The organism is Patescibacteria group bacterium, assembly GCA_041650895.1.
Taxonomy (GTDB): domain Bacteria; phylum Patescibacteriota; class Patescibacteriia; order 2-01-FULL-39-33; family 2-01-FULL-39-33; genus CAISTG01.
Genome location: JBAZKF010000001.1, coordinates 870,565 through 887,628, shown reverse-complemented (window position 1 = coordinate 887,628; position 17,064 = coordinate 870,565). Strand labels below are relative to the sequence as shown.

The window sequence follows — 17,064 nt, the reverse complement described above, 5'->3', positions numbered from 1 at the left end:
CTTAATCAAAGACTTTTAATTTTTTCTACGATCGCCTGAATAGGCGTATCCGACTTAACGATGTAGTCAATAGCCCCCAAATCTTTGGCCTTCTTGATATCTTCTTCTTGAGACAAATTAGAAGTAATAATAACTTTGATCTTAAGATTCTTCTTTTTTATGCCTTCCAATACGCCAAAACCATCTAATTTCGGCATCATCAAATCCAACAGCATCAAGTCATAGCCACCTTCAGTCACAGTGGCCAAAGCCTGCTCGCCGTCATAAACGGCCTTAGCTTCAAAGCCGGATTTATTCAGTTTTAGTTCCAAGGCGTTAGCCATGGATTTCTCATCCTCGGCGATGAGAATTCTTTTCTTAGCGACCATATTTTTTAACCAATGTTTTATGGTTAGTTATTAATATATTATAACATGCTTTGCCATTCAAAAACAAGTCGCATAATCTGCTCTGGGGATAACTAAAAGTCAACCCGAAAATTTCTTCCGAGTTGACTAAACAATGCTTAATTTAATTATTTTAATCCCAGCTTCTTTTTCACCTTAGTGGCCACATCAGCCACATTCCAGTCCACCTTAACCAAATATTCAAAGGTCCCTAAAGCAACAGCTTGAGCTACCTTGGCCGAATCACTCAAGTTACTCAGAATCACTACTTCCGCTTTCTTGCCCCATTTATCTTTGCGCAACTTAGCTAACATTTCCAATCCGTCCATTTTAGGCATTACCAGGTCCAATAAGATTAAATCAGGCTTTTCTTTCTTAGCCAATTTTAAACCTTCAGCGCCATCCTTGGCAAGCAACACCTCAATCTCTTTGGCATCAAACTGTGACGACAAAGCTTTAAGCACGATCGGTTCATCATCAATGACTAACAATTTTTTCATCATTTTTTTCATCATAAATTTTAAAATTATAATTATTTAGCAGAATAAATCGGCAAAGTAAAATAGAAAGTCGTGCCCTTATTCTCTTTGGAATCAAACCAAATCCTGCCGCCATGAGCTTCAACTATGCCTCGAGCGATATATAATCCCAAACCCGTGCCTTCCGGAGCCACTCCCCTAATGTTATCCGCCCTGAAAAACCTTTCAAATATCCGATGTTGCTGGTAGGCCGGTATGCCATAACCTTGATCGGCAATAGAAAAGTGCCAATAATTTCCTTGGCGCTGACAATCAAAAGTTACCTTAGTTTTCTCCGGAGAATACTTCAAGGCATTGCTGATTAAATTATTCAACATCTGGACAATTTTTTCAAAATCAAAAACGGCGATGATTTTTTCATCAAAACCACGACCCAAAACAAAGCTGATTTTATTTTTGGCGGCGGCCAAATTTTGGTCTTCTACGGCGCGGCTAAAAGCCAAACGCAAGTCGCTTGATTTCCTTTTCAAAACAAATTTACGCCCCGTCTCAATATGCGAAACATCCAGCAAGTCATTAACCAGTTTAATCATCCGTTCATTACTATGATAAATCTGTTCAACAAAATCGCGCTGTTCCGTATTCAATTTGCCGATTTTTTCTTTTAACAGTAGTTCTCCAAACCACTTGATACCGGTTAAAGGCGTCCGCAATTGATGCGAAGACATGGATATAAACTCCGATTTCAACCGATCAACTTCTTTGGCTTTGCTGATGTCGCGTAAAATAGCCATGTCAGCCGGCCGGCCTTCAAAAATAATCACCGAACTGTTTGTCTCTACCGGTATAGCTTTGCCATGGTTGTCAATAACAGCGAACTCATAGCGGGTTTCCACCTTCTCTCCTCGCATGCGGCGCTGATAATTTGAAACAACTGAACTTTTATACTGGGGGGCGATGAAATCAATCATGGGTTTGCCGACAACATCCGAAGGGACCATACCGGTAATATTTTTTATGGCCGGATTGGCGTATTTAACTATGCCTTCCTGAATTAAAATCACGGCGTCATTGCTATTCTCCACCAGATTACTGTATCTTTCTTCCGATTGCTTGATTTCTTCCTCCCACTTTTTGTGCTGGGTAATATCCTCAATAATCGTTAAAAAATACAATGGCTCCCCGCTATTATCTTTAATTAAAGTAGCGCTGACTCGGCCATAAATGATTTTCTTGTCTTTCCTAATATAACGTTTATCCACATTATAGATAGGAATTTTGCCTTTAAGCAGAAGCTTGACTTTTTCTACGTCCCTTTTAATTTCATCAGGATGAGTAATATCGGCAAAAGTCATTTTTTTAAGTCGCTCCTCGGAATAACCCCACAATCTTACAGCGGCCGGGTTGGCGCTAATAAATTTATTGTCTAAGCCGACCAGGACAATCGGTACCGGGCTATTTTCATAAATCGCCCGCATACGATCTTCGCTGTTAATCAACTCCATTTCTATTTGGTGACGACTGGTAATATTGCGAATATTGCACTGAACGACTTTGGTATGGTCAATATTATAGACATTACTGACAAATTCCACACTGATCGACTTGCCAGACTTAGTTCTTAAAGGCAAATTCTCATAATGAACATACTTCTTCTTCTTTAAAATTTTAAAAGATTTCTTGGAAGCCGCTATATCCTTAAATAACCCGATTTCCCACAATTTCTTCTGTAAAAATTCTCCCCTGCTATAACCCAGCATCTCAATCAAATACGGATTAACCTCTTCAATTTCTCCAGTTTTAGCATTAAGAATCAAAATACCATCCTTGGCCGCTTCAAAAAGTCGGCGGTATTTCTGCTCTGACCTAACTAAACTTTCTCGGACTTTTATATCCTTAGTAATATCAGTGAAACGCCAAACTCGGCCCACAATTTTACCGTCAATTTTTTGCGGTAAAGACAAACGATCAAAAACTCGGCCATCTTTAAAATAAATAGTATCGGAACTTTTATTTGCCGGATGCCGATAAAGATAATCCACTTTAACCAAAAATTCCTTGGCATCGGACAATTGACTCATAACAAAAGACAATAGTTTTTTATCGTCTTTACTTTTCACCAGTTCTTGCGGTATCTTCCACATTTTCAAAAAATTTTTATTATAAAAAGTGACCTTACCCCGTTGATCAATCACCAAAATACCCTCCTGCGATGTAGCAGTGATTGAATCCAATAAAGAAGAATAGTTTTTTATGGCTATCTCCGACTCCTTAACCTTGGAAATATTACGAGATAGGCCCATAACGCTTTCCACTCGGCCCGATTGATCATTGATTGGAGTTAGTTGCGTACTCAACCATGCTTCTCCTGAAGGAAAAAATGATAGACCCTCTTGATAAATCGGCTGACCACTACGAAATACCTTAATAATGTTGGCCATTTGCCGTTGGGCCACAGTTGGCGGGAATAAGTTTTTGATATTCTTGCCAATAATGTCTTCAGGCTTGGCCTTGAACTGCCCGGCTCCGAAATAATTAACATACGTCACTATACCGCTTCTATTAACCAAATAAATGCTGTCATGGGCCACCTCAGTCAATATCTTATAGCGTTTTTCGCTTTCCTTTGCTTTGGTAATATCGCGAAAAAAGGCAATCAAACAATAATGAGAATCAATTTTTATTCTACCGAAGCTGGCGGAAACGATTTTAACTTTCTTATCCTTGGTAATTATTTGCAATTCAATATTCTTATCAAGCTTATTGCCTTTAGACAATTGCCTGAAAATTTTTAAAGTTTCCTTGACAGCATCGGCCGGGTGTAATTGATTAACGGATAATCTAAAAAATTCTTTTTTGTCATAACCGAACAAGCTACAAGCGGCGAGATTAGCATCGATGATTTTGCCTGATAAATCAGCAATCACAATAGCATCGGCTGTAGCATTGAACAATATCCGATAATTAATTTCGTCACCGACTATTAATCTTTCTGGAGTGGGACAAGAAAGTTTTTTATTAAAAATTGGCCAAGTCATTGTATATTGTTTTACAACTTATGAGTTTATCTAATAATTAACCGATCAACTGTCTCTTTCTGGCCCGATAAAGCCAGAAAATAGTAGCCACTAAAATGACTAAGGTTATGACCGTTGTCTGCCAATTTAAGTAACGATAAATCATCACCCAAAAATTTCTTCTAACAGTAAAGGTGCTAACCGGACTGGGTCGGCTCTTAATTTGCGCCGTGGAGTCCAGAGCGACGGCAAAAATCGTATGCTGGCCAGGAGACAACTCTGTAATGTCTTGCGAATGGTCAATGCGCCAGTTGCCCTGACTATCAGTATGAGTGCGATAAATCAAGGCTTGATCGCTATGAATATAGACGATGACATCTTGATTAGGCAAAGAGGTGCCGGAGAAACTTAAAGTATCGCCGACAGCTATGGTTTGTATATTAGTGACTTGCGGCACCGGTATGCCGGCCAATTCCACCGCTTGGGCGTTCAATTCCACTAATTGAGCCGTGGGAACCGGCTGAATAGGCGTAATGCCGGCCACGGTTATAATCGGAGTGACTGACGCCGGTAAGGCAACAACTTTATTAATACTTATGACGGTTGGATTACTGACATTGCCGGCTTGATCGCGAACAGTAACGCTAATAGTATGGCGACCATCCACTAGAGCCGAGGCGCTAGGCAACTTAAAATTCCAAGCGCCGGATAAATCTGCTGTCACCGTAAACCTACTTCGACCGTCCAAAGCAATAAGCACTTCGCCTAACGGTTCAGTTACGCCAGTGATTGTCGGAGTTGCCTCCGCAATAGCCGAATTATTAATCGGGTTTAAGATTATCGGGGCGGCCGGGGCCACGCCGATAATAAGCAAGTTGACTGGATCGGACAACTGGCTGATATTGCCTGATCTATCAGTTGCCCGAACAGTTAAGGAATGATTGCCTGACGAAAAATTAAAAATCTGACTGAACCTGCCGCCGCTATCGGCGCTGTTATTAAGCCGGGCAAACAAAACGCCATTATCAAACAAGTCGATGTTTGAGCCCGGCTCAGACAAACCGCCGATGGCAATCCTTGTGCTGTTAGTTGGTGAATCCAACGAGTTCAAAAGTGGTTTAACCGGCGCAATTGTATCGGGCACCAAAATAGCGCCACCGCCGACTACCGGCGGGATTACAGGCGAAACAACCGGCGGAGTTACTGGGGCAAAAACGTTAAGCTGGGCAACCGTTGCTTCGTTGCCATAATCATCTATGGCCCAAATCTTAACATAATAATTATTGGTAATATTCAAACCGGTAATAACCGTCGATATGGTTAAGGAGTTAGACAAATTAACATCATCAATTACGCTCCATTTGTCGGCTGTGCCCGTGCGATTTACCACATCGCTTTCCGTTGCGCCATGCCATAATTCATAGTGATTAAAATTCGCATCAGTTGCCGTCTGCCAATTCATAGTAATGGTTGTGGCGGTTTCCGAAAATTTACTCAAGGAAGCAAGTCCCAAGGGCGCCCCTGTATCAACTGAAAAATCAGCCGATTCATAATAAGTGCTGACATTGCCAAAACTATCCGTGCCGCTGAAACGGACCCGCATATGGGAATTCTCTTGGTTAATAAAATCAACGCCGGTATTCCAGGTGACTAATTTATTATTGCCTGCTGTTACCGCGCCCAAATCCCCAACGGCTGTAGTTTTAATAACCGTCCAAGTCAAACCGCCATCACTAGAGATATCCCAGGCAACATCAGCATTTTCTCCTAAATCATAACTAACCGCTACGCTATCTGTGCCGGCGATTTGACTGGCGGAGACGCCAGAAATAACCGGGGCTTTGGTATCTAAAGCAAAATTACCAGAGGCAACATAAGCGCCTTGATTACCGAAATAATCCTTAGCGCGGACGCGAACTCTCATACTGGATAAATCTTGACCAACGAAATCCGTACCGGCCGACCAAATAAACGCCTTTGCCCCGATGGTTTGACCGGAACCGATTTGTCCGCTTCTAGTGGTTGTAGATACTGTCCAAGTAGCCCCACCATCATCAGAAATATTAAATTCAACCAGATTACCGGCCGGCGTAATATCAGCCAAGTTATAATTTATGACCACATCCGTCGTACCGGCTGATTGGCCGGCGGAAACACCGCTTACCACCGGCCCCTTGGTATCAACGGTAAAATTGTCAGAAATAGAAATTAAACCGGCATTGCCATAGCGATCCGCACCTTGAAGTTTGACTTTAACCGCAGAATTCTCCTGATTGGCCAAGTCAATTTGCGGATTCCAACTAATACTCCTGCCGACGCCAGCCGTAACATCATTACCGACATCGCCACTGGCCGTAGTAACGGGCACAGTATAAGTCAAACCGCCATCATTGGAAATTAATAAACTAACAGTATTGCTAGCTCCGGAATTATCGATCAAGTCATAAATAATTACGGCCAATCCCGTACCTGGCGTTTGCGTTAAATCAATATTGGAAATAACCGGCCCCAAAGTATCAGCATAAAAAGCCGAGGACACCGCCAAGTTACTGTCAGCCAAAGTATCAGATGACTTTAAGCGTACATAAACTGTGGAATTCTCCTGATTAGGCAAATCAGTCGCTATATCCCAAGCAAAAATGTAAGCCGTGCCAACCGAAGAGAAAATCAAGCTGGAGGTACCGTTTGAACCCACCCCCGATTTTTCGGTCATAACCTGCCAATTGGCGTTATCAATGGAATATTCAAAAACAGTTAAATCATTAGTATCATTTTGCGCATCCGTACCGATATAATTGATTAACACATAACCGCCACTGGCTTGTTGAGTTGCGCTTGAAATATTAATTGCCGGAGCAGTATTAGCAATTCCCGTTATTGTAGAAAAATCAGATTCGGAAGTCGTCAGATGTGCCGCATCGCTCGGGTTGCGTGACTTGATCTTAAAACTATAATTAGCCACCGGCGAGAACAAACCGCTAATAGTAACTTGACCGCTAATACCGCTCCCCTGGCCCCATTGGCCGGCGCCGGTGCCGAGCGTCTGCCAGACAGCGCTAACACCCAAAGTGCCATTGCTCTGCACGTATTGTCCGGTGGAAACCTCATAAATGACATAAGGCACATCGCTAGCCTCGCCGAAAGCCGAATTAATTGTTACATCCACTGTAGTATTCTGCGGATTATTAACCGTCGGCGCTCCCGGCGTATACGGTTTGACGTATTTGTAACTCGCTGTAGGAGAAGTATTCTCGTTTATTCTTGTATGGCCGTAATTATCGGTTTCTACCAGCTTAACTTTAGAAATGTAATCATGACCAGTAAGCGCCCCGCTTGCCGGCACCGCCTGATCAGCCGGAGTCGCCGTATTGCTTTCTCCGGTGGTAGTAGCCGAATAGACATCACTGCTGAAAGCGACTAAAAACTCATTAGAGGTTGGATTGGCCTCGGTAAACGACCCGCTAACAGTCGCGCTCGTATCGCCGGCAAGTGGCTGAGCAGTCAAATCCGCAATCGTCAAAATCGTCGGGGCCAGAGTGTCCACGCTAAAAGTGTCAACCAAAACGGCATAAGCGCTACTATTACCGTAAGTATTGGTGCCACGGATACGAACCTTCATACTGCCATTCTGTTGGCTGTTGAAATCAACTCCCGGATTCCAATTAATTGTTTTGCCCAGTCCTGGTGCGACTCCGTAACCAACATCGCCTGTCAAGGTAGTGGTAGCTACGGTCCAAGTGGCGCCACCATCGCTGGAAATACCCACACTGATAACTACATTATCGCTGTCAAACAGGTTATAAGTTATGACGACATTATCGGACCCCACGACTTGTTCTGCGGTTACAGTATTAATCACTGGGGCTTGGGTATTAATGGCAAACAAATTGGAACCGACATTGCCGGTCGCATTGGCGTAAGCGTCAACGGCTCGCAGACGAATCTGCATGTTATTAACCTGCTGATTAGGGAAATCCGCTCCGGCGTCCCAAATAATAATTTTGCTATTGCCGGTTGTTATGCCTGCGCCAATGGCACCACTAACACTTGAGGAAGCAACATCCCAAGAACCGCCTCCGTCCGATGAAATATCCATAGCCACAACAGAACTGTTGGCATCGCTAAAATCATAACTTATAGACACTAAACTGCTGCTAACGACCTGCGCCGCGGAAATATTGGCAAAAACCGGGGCCTTACTATCAACGGCAAAATTAACAGATGAAACCAAGGATCCGCTATTGCCAAAATTGTCTCTGGCGCCCACTCGCACCCTCATCGTGCCTGATTCCTGGCCGGAATAATCCATACCTGGATTCCAACTGATAGCCTTGCCGCTACCCGGCGTGACATTATCATGGACATCTCCGGAAGCCGTAGAAGTTGCGACAGTCCAGGTTGATCCGCTATCGGATGAAACATCAAACTCAATATAAGAATCGGATAAGTCAGTCAAATTATAACTCACCGACACATTATTTGAATTGGCATCCTGGCTGGCGGTTACCGAAGCTGTTATGGGGTTTTTGGTATCAACAATAAATGCCGAAGAAGCCGTTACTCCGCCGCTACTAGTACTGTCATCAGCCTGTAACCTGACGTAAACCGTTTCATCTTCGGTGTTGGGAAAATCCACACCAACATCCCACATAAAATCATGCGCTGTTCCGACAGAAATAAAAGATAAACCAATCTTGCCGTCCGAGCCCACACCGGACTTTTCAGTCATGGTGTGCCAAATAGCATTATCAGTAGAATACTGATAGGTAACTAAGGTGGTGGTTTCGCTTTCCAAATCAAAACCGGTATAGTTGATAACCACATACTTAGTGCCGTCAGTCGTTTGGGCGACTGAATCAATGACAATAGTCGGCGACTGGTTAACCGAGGAAGCGCCGCTGGACAAAGTACTATCGCTGGAGGCGGCATGAGAGGCGTCGCTACTATTACGCGATTTAATCTGAAATTGATAGTAGTAAGAATCAAGAGTTAAACCACTAATGTTAATTTTGCCGCTTACGCCCGAGTAAAATCCCCATTGAAAAAAACCGGTGCCAATCACCTGCCAAACGGGGCTGATACCTAAGGTTCCATCGCTTTGCACATATTTGTTCTGGGAACTTTCATAAATAGCGTATTCCAAACCGTCTATTTCCGCCGGATTTTTATTGATTAAAACATCTACGGTGCCGACGCTGGGGTTATTGACGGTCGGCGCCGACGGCGTGTAGGGCTTCACATATTTGTAAGCCGAATTAGGCGAATTATTCTCATTGGTTACAGATTGACCGTAATCGTCGGTATGGACAACTTTAACTTGAGAAACATAATCATTGCCATCCAGAGTAGCGCCGACGGCCGTAGCCTGATCAGCCGGTGAAGCAGTATTACCGCTCCCAATAGTGGCCGATCCGTAAGCACCGCCATTAATCGCCACATAAAAATTATTAATATTAGGGTTAGCCTCGGTAAAAGAACCGCTGATCAACGTCGTTGTTGCTCCGGCCAAAGGCTGAGTTGACAAATTGGCTATGACACTAACCGCCGGCGGCAAAGTATCAAGGGAAAAATCAGTTGAGGGCACATTAGCCGATTGATTGGCAAAAACATCCAGAGCCCTGACTCGCACTTGCATCGTAGACAGATTTTGATTGGGGAAATCAGCCGCCGCATTCCAAGTGACTATTTTGCCTATCCCCGGAGTCCTGCCGATGCCGATTTCACCGCTTAAGGTTGAGGTGGCAACCGTCCAAGTTGCTCCGCTATTGTTAGAAATATCTAACATTACCAGGGAATTGTTCTGGTCGGCCAAATCATAAGAAACTGTCACACTGGTCTCACCCAAAGGTTGAGTGGCTGAAACATTGGTTATACGCGGAGCTTTAGTATCTAAAGAGAAATCAGAGGAAGCCAGAGAGCTACTATTGCTAAAACCATCAGTCGCGACTAAACGAAATTGCATGTTAGTCTTTTCCTGATTATTGTAATCAGCGCCGGCATCCCAGGTAATGGTTTTACTGGTGCCCGGCGCAACAGCTACGCCCAAATCGCCAGACGCCGAGGATGTGGCGACGGTCCAAGTTGACCCCCCATCGGCGGAAATCGCCAATAATGTATTAATATTGCCCGCGTCTTCGGACACGTCGTAATGGAAAGTGAAAGTGTTAGCGTTGCTATCTTGATTGGCGGAAAGATTAGACAACATCGGCGCGTGCGTATCAACAGTAAAAATAGCAGAACTACTATAAGACCCCTGATTACCGAAGGTATCACGAGCCCGAATCCTTACCATGATATTAGTATTGTATTGATTATTATAGTCCGTACCCGCGTTCCAAGTAACGCTTTTGCCAGTTCCCGACGTTACCCCCGAACCGACAGCGCCGGTTAAGCTTGAGGTGGCGACAGTCCAAGTCGTTCCGCCGTCGCTGGAAATATCTATCTGAATCAGAGAATTATTGGCATCGGTTAAATCATAAGTGATTGCTATGGTTCTATCGCCGGCAGTTTGGCTGGCAACTACGGCCGAGACGACCGGGGCCTTATTATCTAAAACAAAGTTGGCCGAGGTACTTAAACTGCCGTCAGTCAAGGTGTCATTGCCCCTTAAGCGGACCTTGGCCGTGGTTGTTTCCATATTCGACAAATCCGCACCCGAATCCCAAACAAAACTGTAAGCACTTCCGGTTGGCAAAAATACCAGATTGGTCGTGCCGTTGCTGCCCACACCTGATTTTTCCGTCATGGTATGCCAGGTGGAACCGTCAACCGAATACTCGTAAGCACTCAGGTAAGTAATATCACCTTGCCCATCCGTACCCGTATAGGCAATAGGGCTGTACTGCGAACCATCGGTTGTTTGGGCGTAACTGCTCAAAGCAATGCCGGGAGCGGTGTTGGTGATTTGCGCCGAAGCGGAAAAAGACGATTCCGAAGATGCCGCATGACCGGAATCGCTGGGATTGCGCGATTTAACCTTAAAAATATAATTAGCCACCGGCGAAGACAAACCGGTTATTCTGACCATACCTGCTGAACCGGTATTATTGCCCCATTGGCCGGAGCCGGTACCAATGATTTGCCAAACCGGATTAACACCTAAGGTACCGTCGCTTTGTACGTATTTGGAAGTCGTCGTTTCAAACAGGGCGTATGGCACATCGCTGGCCTCGCCGACATGCGGATTAATCGTCAAATCCAGACGCGTGGTAACCGGATTACTCAGAGTCGGGGCTGATGGCGTATAAGGTTTAACATACTTATAAGCAGCATCCGGAGTCAAGTTTTCATTGGTTCCTACATTGGAGTAGTCATCAGTATGAATAATCTTAACTTTAGAAATATAGTCATTGCCATCTAAAGTAGTACCGACAGCCGTAGACTGATTAGACGGAGTAGCCGTATCGCTATCCCCGGCCGTAGAGGAACTGTAACTACCGCTATTAATCGCCACATAAAAATGATTGGTGTCGGGATTAACCTCGGTAAATGATCCGCCGATTAAAACTGCGGTATCACCGGCATTAGGCTGAGCCTTAAGATCGGCCACAGACAAAATCGCCGCCGGCAAAGTATCAAGAGAAAAATTAGCTGAGGAAACGTAAGCACCCTGATTCTGCCATTTATCCTTAGCTCGGATGCGCACTTGAAGATTATTTTTTTGTTGGTTGGGATAATCAGCCCCGGCATTCCAATAAATCACTTTGCTATTGCCGGCAGCAACCCCCGCGCCAACAGCTCCGCTAACGCTCGTCGACGGCACCGTCCAGGTACTGCCATCATCGCCCGATATTTGCATTTCCACTAAAATATTATCGGCGGTATTATCAAATAAATCATAAGCAATAGTAACAGTCGTTGTAGCTAAGGGTTGAGAAACTGAAATATTGGAAACAGTGGAAGAAACATAGTCCACAGTAAAGACCGAGGAAGTGGTATAAATGCCATTGCCAATGCCGTCATTAGGCCGCAAACGGACATAGGTGGTAGTCGCGATATTACCCAACTGCGACCGAGCATCCCAGACAAAAACATGGGGCGTACCGCCGGAAGACGCCGACAGTCCGGAAACTCCGCTATGAGCCGGATCAGTGGTGGAGGCGGTCATAGTTACGGCATCGGCAAAAGTGCCGGACAAGGAATATTCATAAGCCGTCAAACTGGACAGGTCACCTTCTGCATCTTGCAAGTTATAATTGACATGGACATAGCCGTAGGCCGTATTCTGCGCCGGCGCCAGAGATTGCACCTGGGGCCGCTGATTCTGGGTATAAGTAATAGTAATATTGTCCAGAATCACCTGCTGAGTACCGTCGCTGGACAAATAAGCGCGCCATTTTATCTGATTGGTAGAAGTAGTGAATTTGGAAATATTAGAGTTGACGTCAGTCGCCGTATTATAATTGGTCGCTAAGGTAGTAGTCGCCCAAGCTGAACCATTCCAGTATTGCCAATTGGAGCCATTATCGGCCGACAATTGATAATAAATCTCACCGCCGTTTTTAGTCGCCGTTTCTGCGAAAGAATTCCAGCTGATGGCCTTAGTCATAGTTAAAGAGCTCACCGGGGTCGTAGTCGGCTTGTCGGAAGCATAACTGACTGTAGTTTTTGACCAATTAACAATTACATTATCAAAACCGGCGGTAGCCTTGCAGTCAACGGAAGCCTGGCAATTTACATAAGCGGCTATCTTCAAGTAATAAGTACCAGCCGCCGTTACTTTGGATTTTATATCAATGGGGGTTGTAGTGGCGAAAGAAGTTGCGCCGGATATATTGCCACTGGACCAAACTTGATTAGCCCCGCCGATTGTCGGGTTGCCGCTGTCAGTACCGATAAAAGCATAAAGCACGTATGAAACGGGCGCGCCAGTGACTGAAACCGCCTTCCAATCCAGACTCAAAACGGCCGTATCCGGAGAGTTGACTGTGGTAGTAAAACTCTGGTACCAGTAACCGGCGGAATCATTATTCTTTTTTCCATCCAAATAAATATCGACATAGCCGCCGGAGTTACCGCCGGAGGATTGCCAGGCAGCGGTATTAGTCTTACCGGGAGCATTGTCCCAGCCAGGAACGGCAGTCCAACCGCTGGCATCGGTGTTAAAGCCGGAATTAACAGTGCTGCCGGAAACCAGACCACCCAAATTTTTCAACCGCGCCACACCTCCGGTAACTTCAATCTTAGCTGGGTTATAGACGTAATCACCTGGCGTGCTGAATGTCCAGTCTTGCGTATCAGCCAAAATTTGAATAGCACCAAGAAAAATAAAAGATAGGACGCCGACAACTAAAATTTTCAAAACAAAAAGGCCTCCCGCACCGGATGCGGTAGCCAAACTGATTCTCCTCCTGACAGTATAAACTCGCAGGGGCTTAGCGACTTTCTGCCGGCTGGGAAAAATCATCCCTTGCTCTTGCAACCGATCCGGCGGAACCAACAAATACATGGGCAAAGAAACAACGGCAAACACCACTTCTATCGCCAATAGTTCTACAGCTAAAGGCAAAACCTTGTACCACTGGCCGGTCTTAACGACTTTTTGACGCAAACCGAAAACATAGCCGGAATAAGACAAAAATAAATTTAGCCAGCGTTTGGACATAGCTAAAGGGTTAGAATGGTTAAGAAAATTCCTAACAGGATAATAATGACCACCGACCAATTAGCCAAGGAATCAACGTTCTTAGCGGCTAAATCAAACCAGTTCGTAGCCACTTTAAAATATTGAGTTGGCGCGGTCTCGCTCCTTATCCCCTGTTGTTTGTCGTAATTAAAAACCAACACCGAATGATTGCCCTCGCTTAAACGAAAGTTACTCTGTAACTGTTCTATCTGCCATTTGCCTTGGCTATCAGCGTCGGCCGTATACACGGCAGTCTGTTTGTCCGACAATAATAAAACAACCGTAGTCAGCGGTTGTCCGATGCCCGAAAAGACGTAATTGCCCCCTCGAATTTTTTTGACTTGCTGCAACTCCGGTCTGGCTATGGTGCTCACTACGCGAGCCGTCTGAATGCCAGTGTCAGTTGCCACCAAATCTTTTTGCGTAATATCGGCCGGCTGTAAATCACCCACAGAGTAAAGCTGCAAAGGGCCGAAAATAGTCGGAGTTAAAACAATAATCAATAGTTTTATCAGCCAAACCAGGGCGATAGCGCCGACACCGGTAACAGTCAAAATGCGACGCAAATTATAGTCAAAATTCACCTGGGCATACGACCCCCGGTCAGCAAAATAAGCTGTGACCTCGCGCGATTTCAGAGTCAGGTAAAGAGGAAAAGAGACCACGGCTAAAAATATCTCCCAGAGAAAAAGTAGGAAAATGTTATAAACTGCCTCCAAACCAGTTTGCCCTACGATGAGTTGTTTGCGATTATAGATGCGATTGGTTAAAAGCAGCACGAGATTTAACCATTTGTTCTTCATCTATTGTTATTTTTAAGTGTTTAAAATTTTCTTGACTTTATCATTCAGGACGGATAAATCAGTATCGGCCTTGATAAAATAATCTACAGCGCCCAAATCCTTAGCTTTCTTGACATTGTCATCATCACCCAAATTAGACAAAACCACTACCGGTATAGACCGTAAATTTGCATTGGCCTTAATATTCTTAAGAAACTCAAAACCGTTCATCTTGGGCAACAGTAAATCCAGCAAGATAATGTCTGGTTTTGTCCTTTCGGCCATGCGCAGGGCCGTTTCGCCATCGGTGGCGGTGGCAATAGTAAAACCGCCTTCGTGAAAAACCAAATACAGCGCCCTCAGCAGGACTTCATCGTCTTCAACCATCAAAATTATCTTTGTTCCTTCCTTCGCCATAACGATATTTCGTATTAATCTTTTAATTCAATTAAGCCTTTAATGCTCTTTTGGCATAATCAACGATCTTCTTCATTTCCGTATTGGCTTTTATGAAATAATCATCGGCACCCAGCGCTTTAACTGATTTAACATCGCCAATCTCGTCAAGATTGGACAAAATAACTACGGGGATACTCCTTAATTTGTCGTCAGCCTTCAACTCTTTAAGCACTGCAAAACCGTCAATGCCAGGAATAACCAGATCCAATAGAATCAATTGAGGCAAAAACTTCCTGATCATAGTAACGGCGTCATTGCCGTTATCAACCACCATAACTTCAAAACCCTCTTTTTTCAGGGTTTCCGCCAGCACCTTAGACAACAAAGAATCATCTTCTACGACTAAAATTTTTTTGGTCTGACTTTTGGATTGACTCTTCCTTGCAAAGCCAAGAATATTCTTCAACATAATTTAGTTAAATTACCCTCCAAGTTAGTTAAATATAGTATACCATAATATTATACCACAAGCAAAATTAATATGCACCAAATGTCTACCTAATTGGCCGGACAATTTAATAAAATTAAAAGCAAGTCGCTCAATTGCAACTTGCTAGATTCTTTGGGCCAAAATCTATTCCTTAATCTGGTATAGGCGTTTATCGCTCCATCCGGCCCGCTAAAATCATCAAGGAACAGCTTTCTAATCCAAGCCAAGCCGACTTCACCGCTTAGATATTTGGCATAAATCCTATCGGCTAAGCCATAATCCTGCTGGTGGATAAAAAACTCTTCAAAATCAATATTTTCACCTAAAGCTTCAAGCAACACCCGTCGAATATTATCTCTCGATTTATCATCAAATAGCATCAGATCGGGGAAATCTTCATAGGGATTTTCCCAATCACTGCCGAGCAATCTGGCACCTAACATCCCCATCAACTCAACCAGCATCCCCAGTGCCATATAATCCTTAACATTTCTTCTCTTATTGGCTACTTTATAAGAGACACCGGAAGACAAAAAATTAAAAGCGTGTGACGATTCCTCTAAAATGGAATGTCTGGTTGATTTACTACCAATGATTATTATCTGTTGCTTTACCAAATAATAACTCAAACCGCCAGCCAACCTTATTTCAAATTCGTCTTTTAATGATTTAGGCAAACCAAGATCATTAAACTTGACGGTTTTACCGATCCACCAAACCTCGGGGTAACAGCTTAATTCAATGGACAAACATTCAGATAATTCTGCCAACGCGTCATAAACTAGCCCTTCAACCTGAGCCTGTTTCTTTTGCCAACGCATGTTGCGCTCTCCTATTTGTAAGGTGCGAAAAAATGAAAAAAATGAGATGTTTCATTATGTCGGGGTAGCGGGAAATATCATCTCGCTTCGCTCTCGCTCAGCTCGTCCAGGGTCAGCGCCAACCTGTCACTGGCAGGTTGGCGACGTTCGACTGCGCGCTCTCGCGCTTGTCTCACTTCTGACCTGTTCAAGTCCCGCCTCATTAAATAAGAAAACCGCTTAAGGCGGTTTTTTTATTTATCGGGGTAGCGGGACTTGAACCCACGACCTCGCCGTCCCGAACGGCGCGCGCTACCAACTGCGCTATACCCCGAATATTAAATTACTAATTATTAATTTTAAACTATGGTTGTTTCACTTAATTATCCACTAATTCATTCTTATCCGGATAACAACACTTAACATTATCCAAATATTCTATGCCGCAAAAATAATCACAAATGGAAATATTCTTCACCGCGCACCTATGGCTCTTTACTCCTTCCGCTTCATTCCATGGACACCTCATTTGTTGCCAAGACGCTTCATCCCCGGAGACCAGATCAATATCCATATTGGCGCCATCGATAATTTTAATCTCCATAAGTTTATTTGCTTATAATTTCATGCGTCGCAATACCGAAAGCCACAGAAACATTTAATGATTCTTTTACTCCCCGCATCGGGATATGCACTACAGCGTCGCAACGACTCAGTAATGCCGGCGAAACGCCCGCAACCTCATTGCCTACAATCAAAGCCAAGGGGAACTTTGGCTTGAATACCTTAACATTCTGGCTGTCTTTTGTCAATTCCAGAGCCACGATTTTAAAACCTTGGCGTCTAAGTTTTTCAACTGCACGCCAAGGCTGTTTAATATGTTCCCAAGGTACTGCTTCTTCCGCCCCCAGAGCAACCTTCTTCACTCCTTTTTGTTCGGGAGTGCCGGTAATGCCGCCTAGCCAAACCTTTGATACCCCCAAAGCATCCGCGGTACGAAAAATTGACCCGACATTATACAAACTGCGAATATTGTCTAGAACAACATGTATTTGCTTTTCCATATTATCAATAATCACTCATAAG

10 protein-coding genes and 1 tRNA gene are annotated in these 17,064 nt (G+C 44.1%); all 11 read right to left on the bottom strand.

The features are described 5' to 3' along the window. Positions 1-5: 5 nt before the first annotated feature. The 11 genes from WC473_04395 to WC473_04345 all read right to left on the bottom strand — a co-directional run bounded on the left by WC473_04395 (position 6) and on the right by WC473_04345 (position 17,042). Positions 6-368 (bottom strand): response regulator, encoded by a 363-nt coding sequence (locus WC473_04395; GenBank protein MFA5125029.1) that lies wholly within the window; start codon positions 366-368, stop codon positions 6-8. 146 nt (positions 369-514) lie between these two features. Beyond that, positions 515-901 carry a response regulator gene (locus WC473_04390; GenBank protein ID MFA5125028.1) on the bottom strand — a complete coding sequence of 129 codons (387 nt, stop codon included), beginning with the start codon at positions 899-901 and terminating at the stop codon, positions 515-517. A 17-nt stretch (positions 902-918) separates the two neighbouring features. Further along, positions 919-3,903, bottom strand: a complete 2,985-nt coding sequence (locus WC473_04385; GenBank protein ID MFA5125027.1) for a PAS domain S-box protein — start codon at positions 3,901-3,903, stop codon at positions 919-921. A gap of 37 nt (positions 3,904-3,940) precedes the next feature. After that, positions 3,941-13,486: an Ig-like domain-containing protein gene (locus tag WC473_04380; protein MFA5125026.1), complete on the bottom strand. Its 9,546-nt coding sequence runs from the start codon at positions 13,484-13,486 to the stop codon at positions 3,941-3,943. A 2-nt stretch (positions 13,487-13,488) separates the two neighbouring features. Next, entirely contained in the window at positions 13,489-14,310 is an 822-nt protein-coding gene (locus WC473_04375; protein MFA5125025.1) for a hypothetical protein, read from the bottom strand. 12 nt (positions 14,311-14,322) lie between these two features. Continuing rightward, complete coding sequence (locus WC473_04370; GenBank protein ID MFA5125024.1) at positions 14,323-14,706, bottom strand: response regulator; 384 nt, start codon at positions 14,704-14,706, stop codon at positions 14,323-14,325. A 31-nt stretch (positions 14,707-14,737) separates the two neighbouring features. Then, positions 14,738-15,157: a response regulator gene (locus WC473_04365; protein ID MFA5125023.1), complete on the bottom strand. Its 420-nt coding sequence runs from the start codon at positions 15,155-15,157 to the stop codon at positions 14,738-14,740. An 89-nt stretch (positions 15,158-15,246) separates the two neighbouring features. Continuing rightward, positions 15,247-15,999, bottom strand: a complete 753-nt coding sequence (locus WC473_04360; GenBank protein MFA5125022.1) for a hypothetical protein — start codon at positions 15,997-15,999, stop codon at positions 15,247-15,249. Positions 16,000-16,239: 240 nt separating this feature from the next. Beyond that, a tRNA-Pro gene (locus WC473_04355) sits at positions 16,240-16,312 on the bottom strand. Between the two features lie 45 nt (positions 16,313-16,357). Further along, the gene (locus tag WC473_04350; protein ID MFA5125021.1) at positions 16,358-16,582 is read right to left on the bottom strand and encodes a hypothetical protein; all 225 of its coding nucleotides are present in this window, start codon (positions 16,580-16,582) and stop codon (positions 16,358-16,360) included. Between the two features lie 4 nt (positions 16,583-16,586). Further along, positions 16,587-17,042: an RNA methyltransferase gene (locus tag WC473_04345; protein MFA5125020.1), complete on the bottom strand. Its 456-nt coding sequence runs from the start codon at positions 17,040-17,042 to the stop codon at positions 16,587-16,589. Positions 17,043-17,064 lie beyond the last annotated feature (22 nt).

Bases quoted from the DNA above. Each gene is read 5' to 3' on its own strand.
- WC473_04375 (MFA5125025.1), bottom strand. From the start codon at position 14,310: ATGAAGAACAAATGGTTAAATCTCGTGCTGCTTTTAACCAATCGCATC.
- WC473_04350 (MFA5125021.1), bottom strand. From the start codon at position 16,582: ATGGAGATTAAAATTATCGATGGCGCCAATATGGATATTGATCTGGTC.
- WC473_04345 (MFA5125020.1), bottom strand. From the start codon at position 17,042: ATGGAAAAGCAAATACATGTTGTTCTAGACAATATTCGCAGTTTGTAT.
- WC473_04395 (MFA5125029.1), bottom strand. From the start codon at position 368: ATGGTCGCTAAGAAAAGAATTCTCATCGCCGAGGATGAGAAATCCATG.
- WC473_04370 (MFA5125024.1), bottom strand. From the start codon at position 14,706: ATGGCGAAGGAAGGAACAAAGATAATTTTGATGGTTGAAGACGATGAA.
- WC473_04360 (MFA5125022.1), bottom strand. From the start codon at position 15,999: ATGCGTTGGCAAAAGAAACAGGCTCAGGTTGAAGGGCTAGTTTATGAC.
- WC473_04365 (MFA5125023.1), bottom strand. From the start codon at position 15,157: ATGTTGAAGAATATTCTTGGCTTTGCAAGGAAGAGTCAATCCAAAAGT.
- WC473_04385 (MFA5125027.1), bottom strand. From the start codon at position 3,903: ATGACTTGGCCAATTTTTAATAAAAAACTTTCTTGTCCCACTCCAGAA.
- WC473_04380 (MFA5125026.1), bottom strand. From the start codon at position 13,486: ATGTCCAAACGCTGGCTAAATTTATTTTTGTCTTATTCCGGCTATGTT.
- WC473_04390 (MFA5125028.1), bottom strand. From the start codon at position 901: ATGATGAAAAAAATGATGAAAAAATTGTTAGTCATTGATGATGAACCG.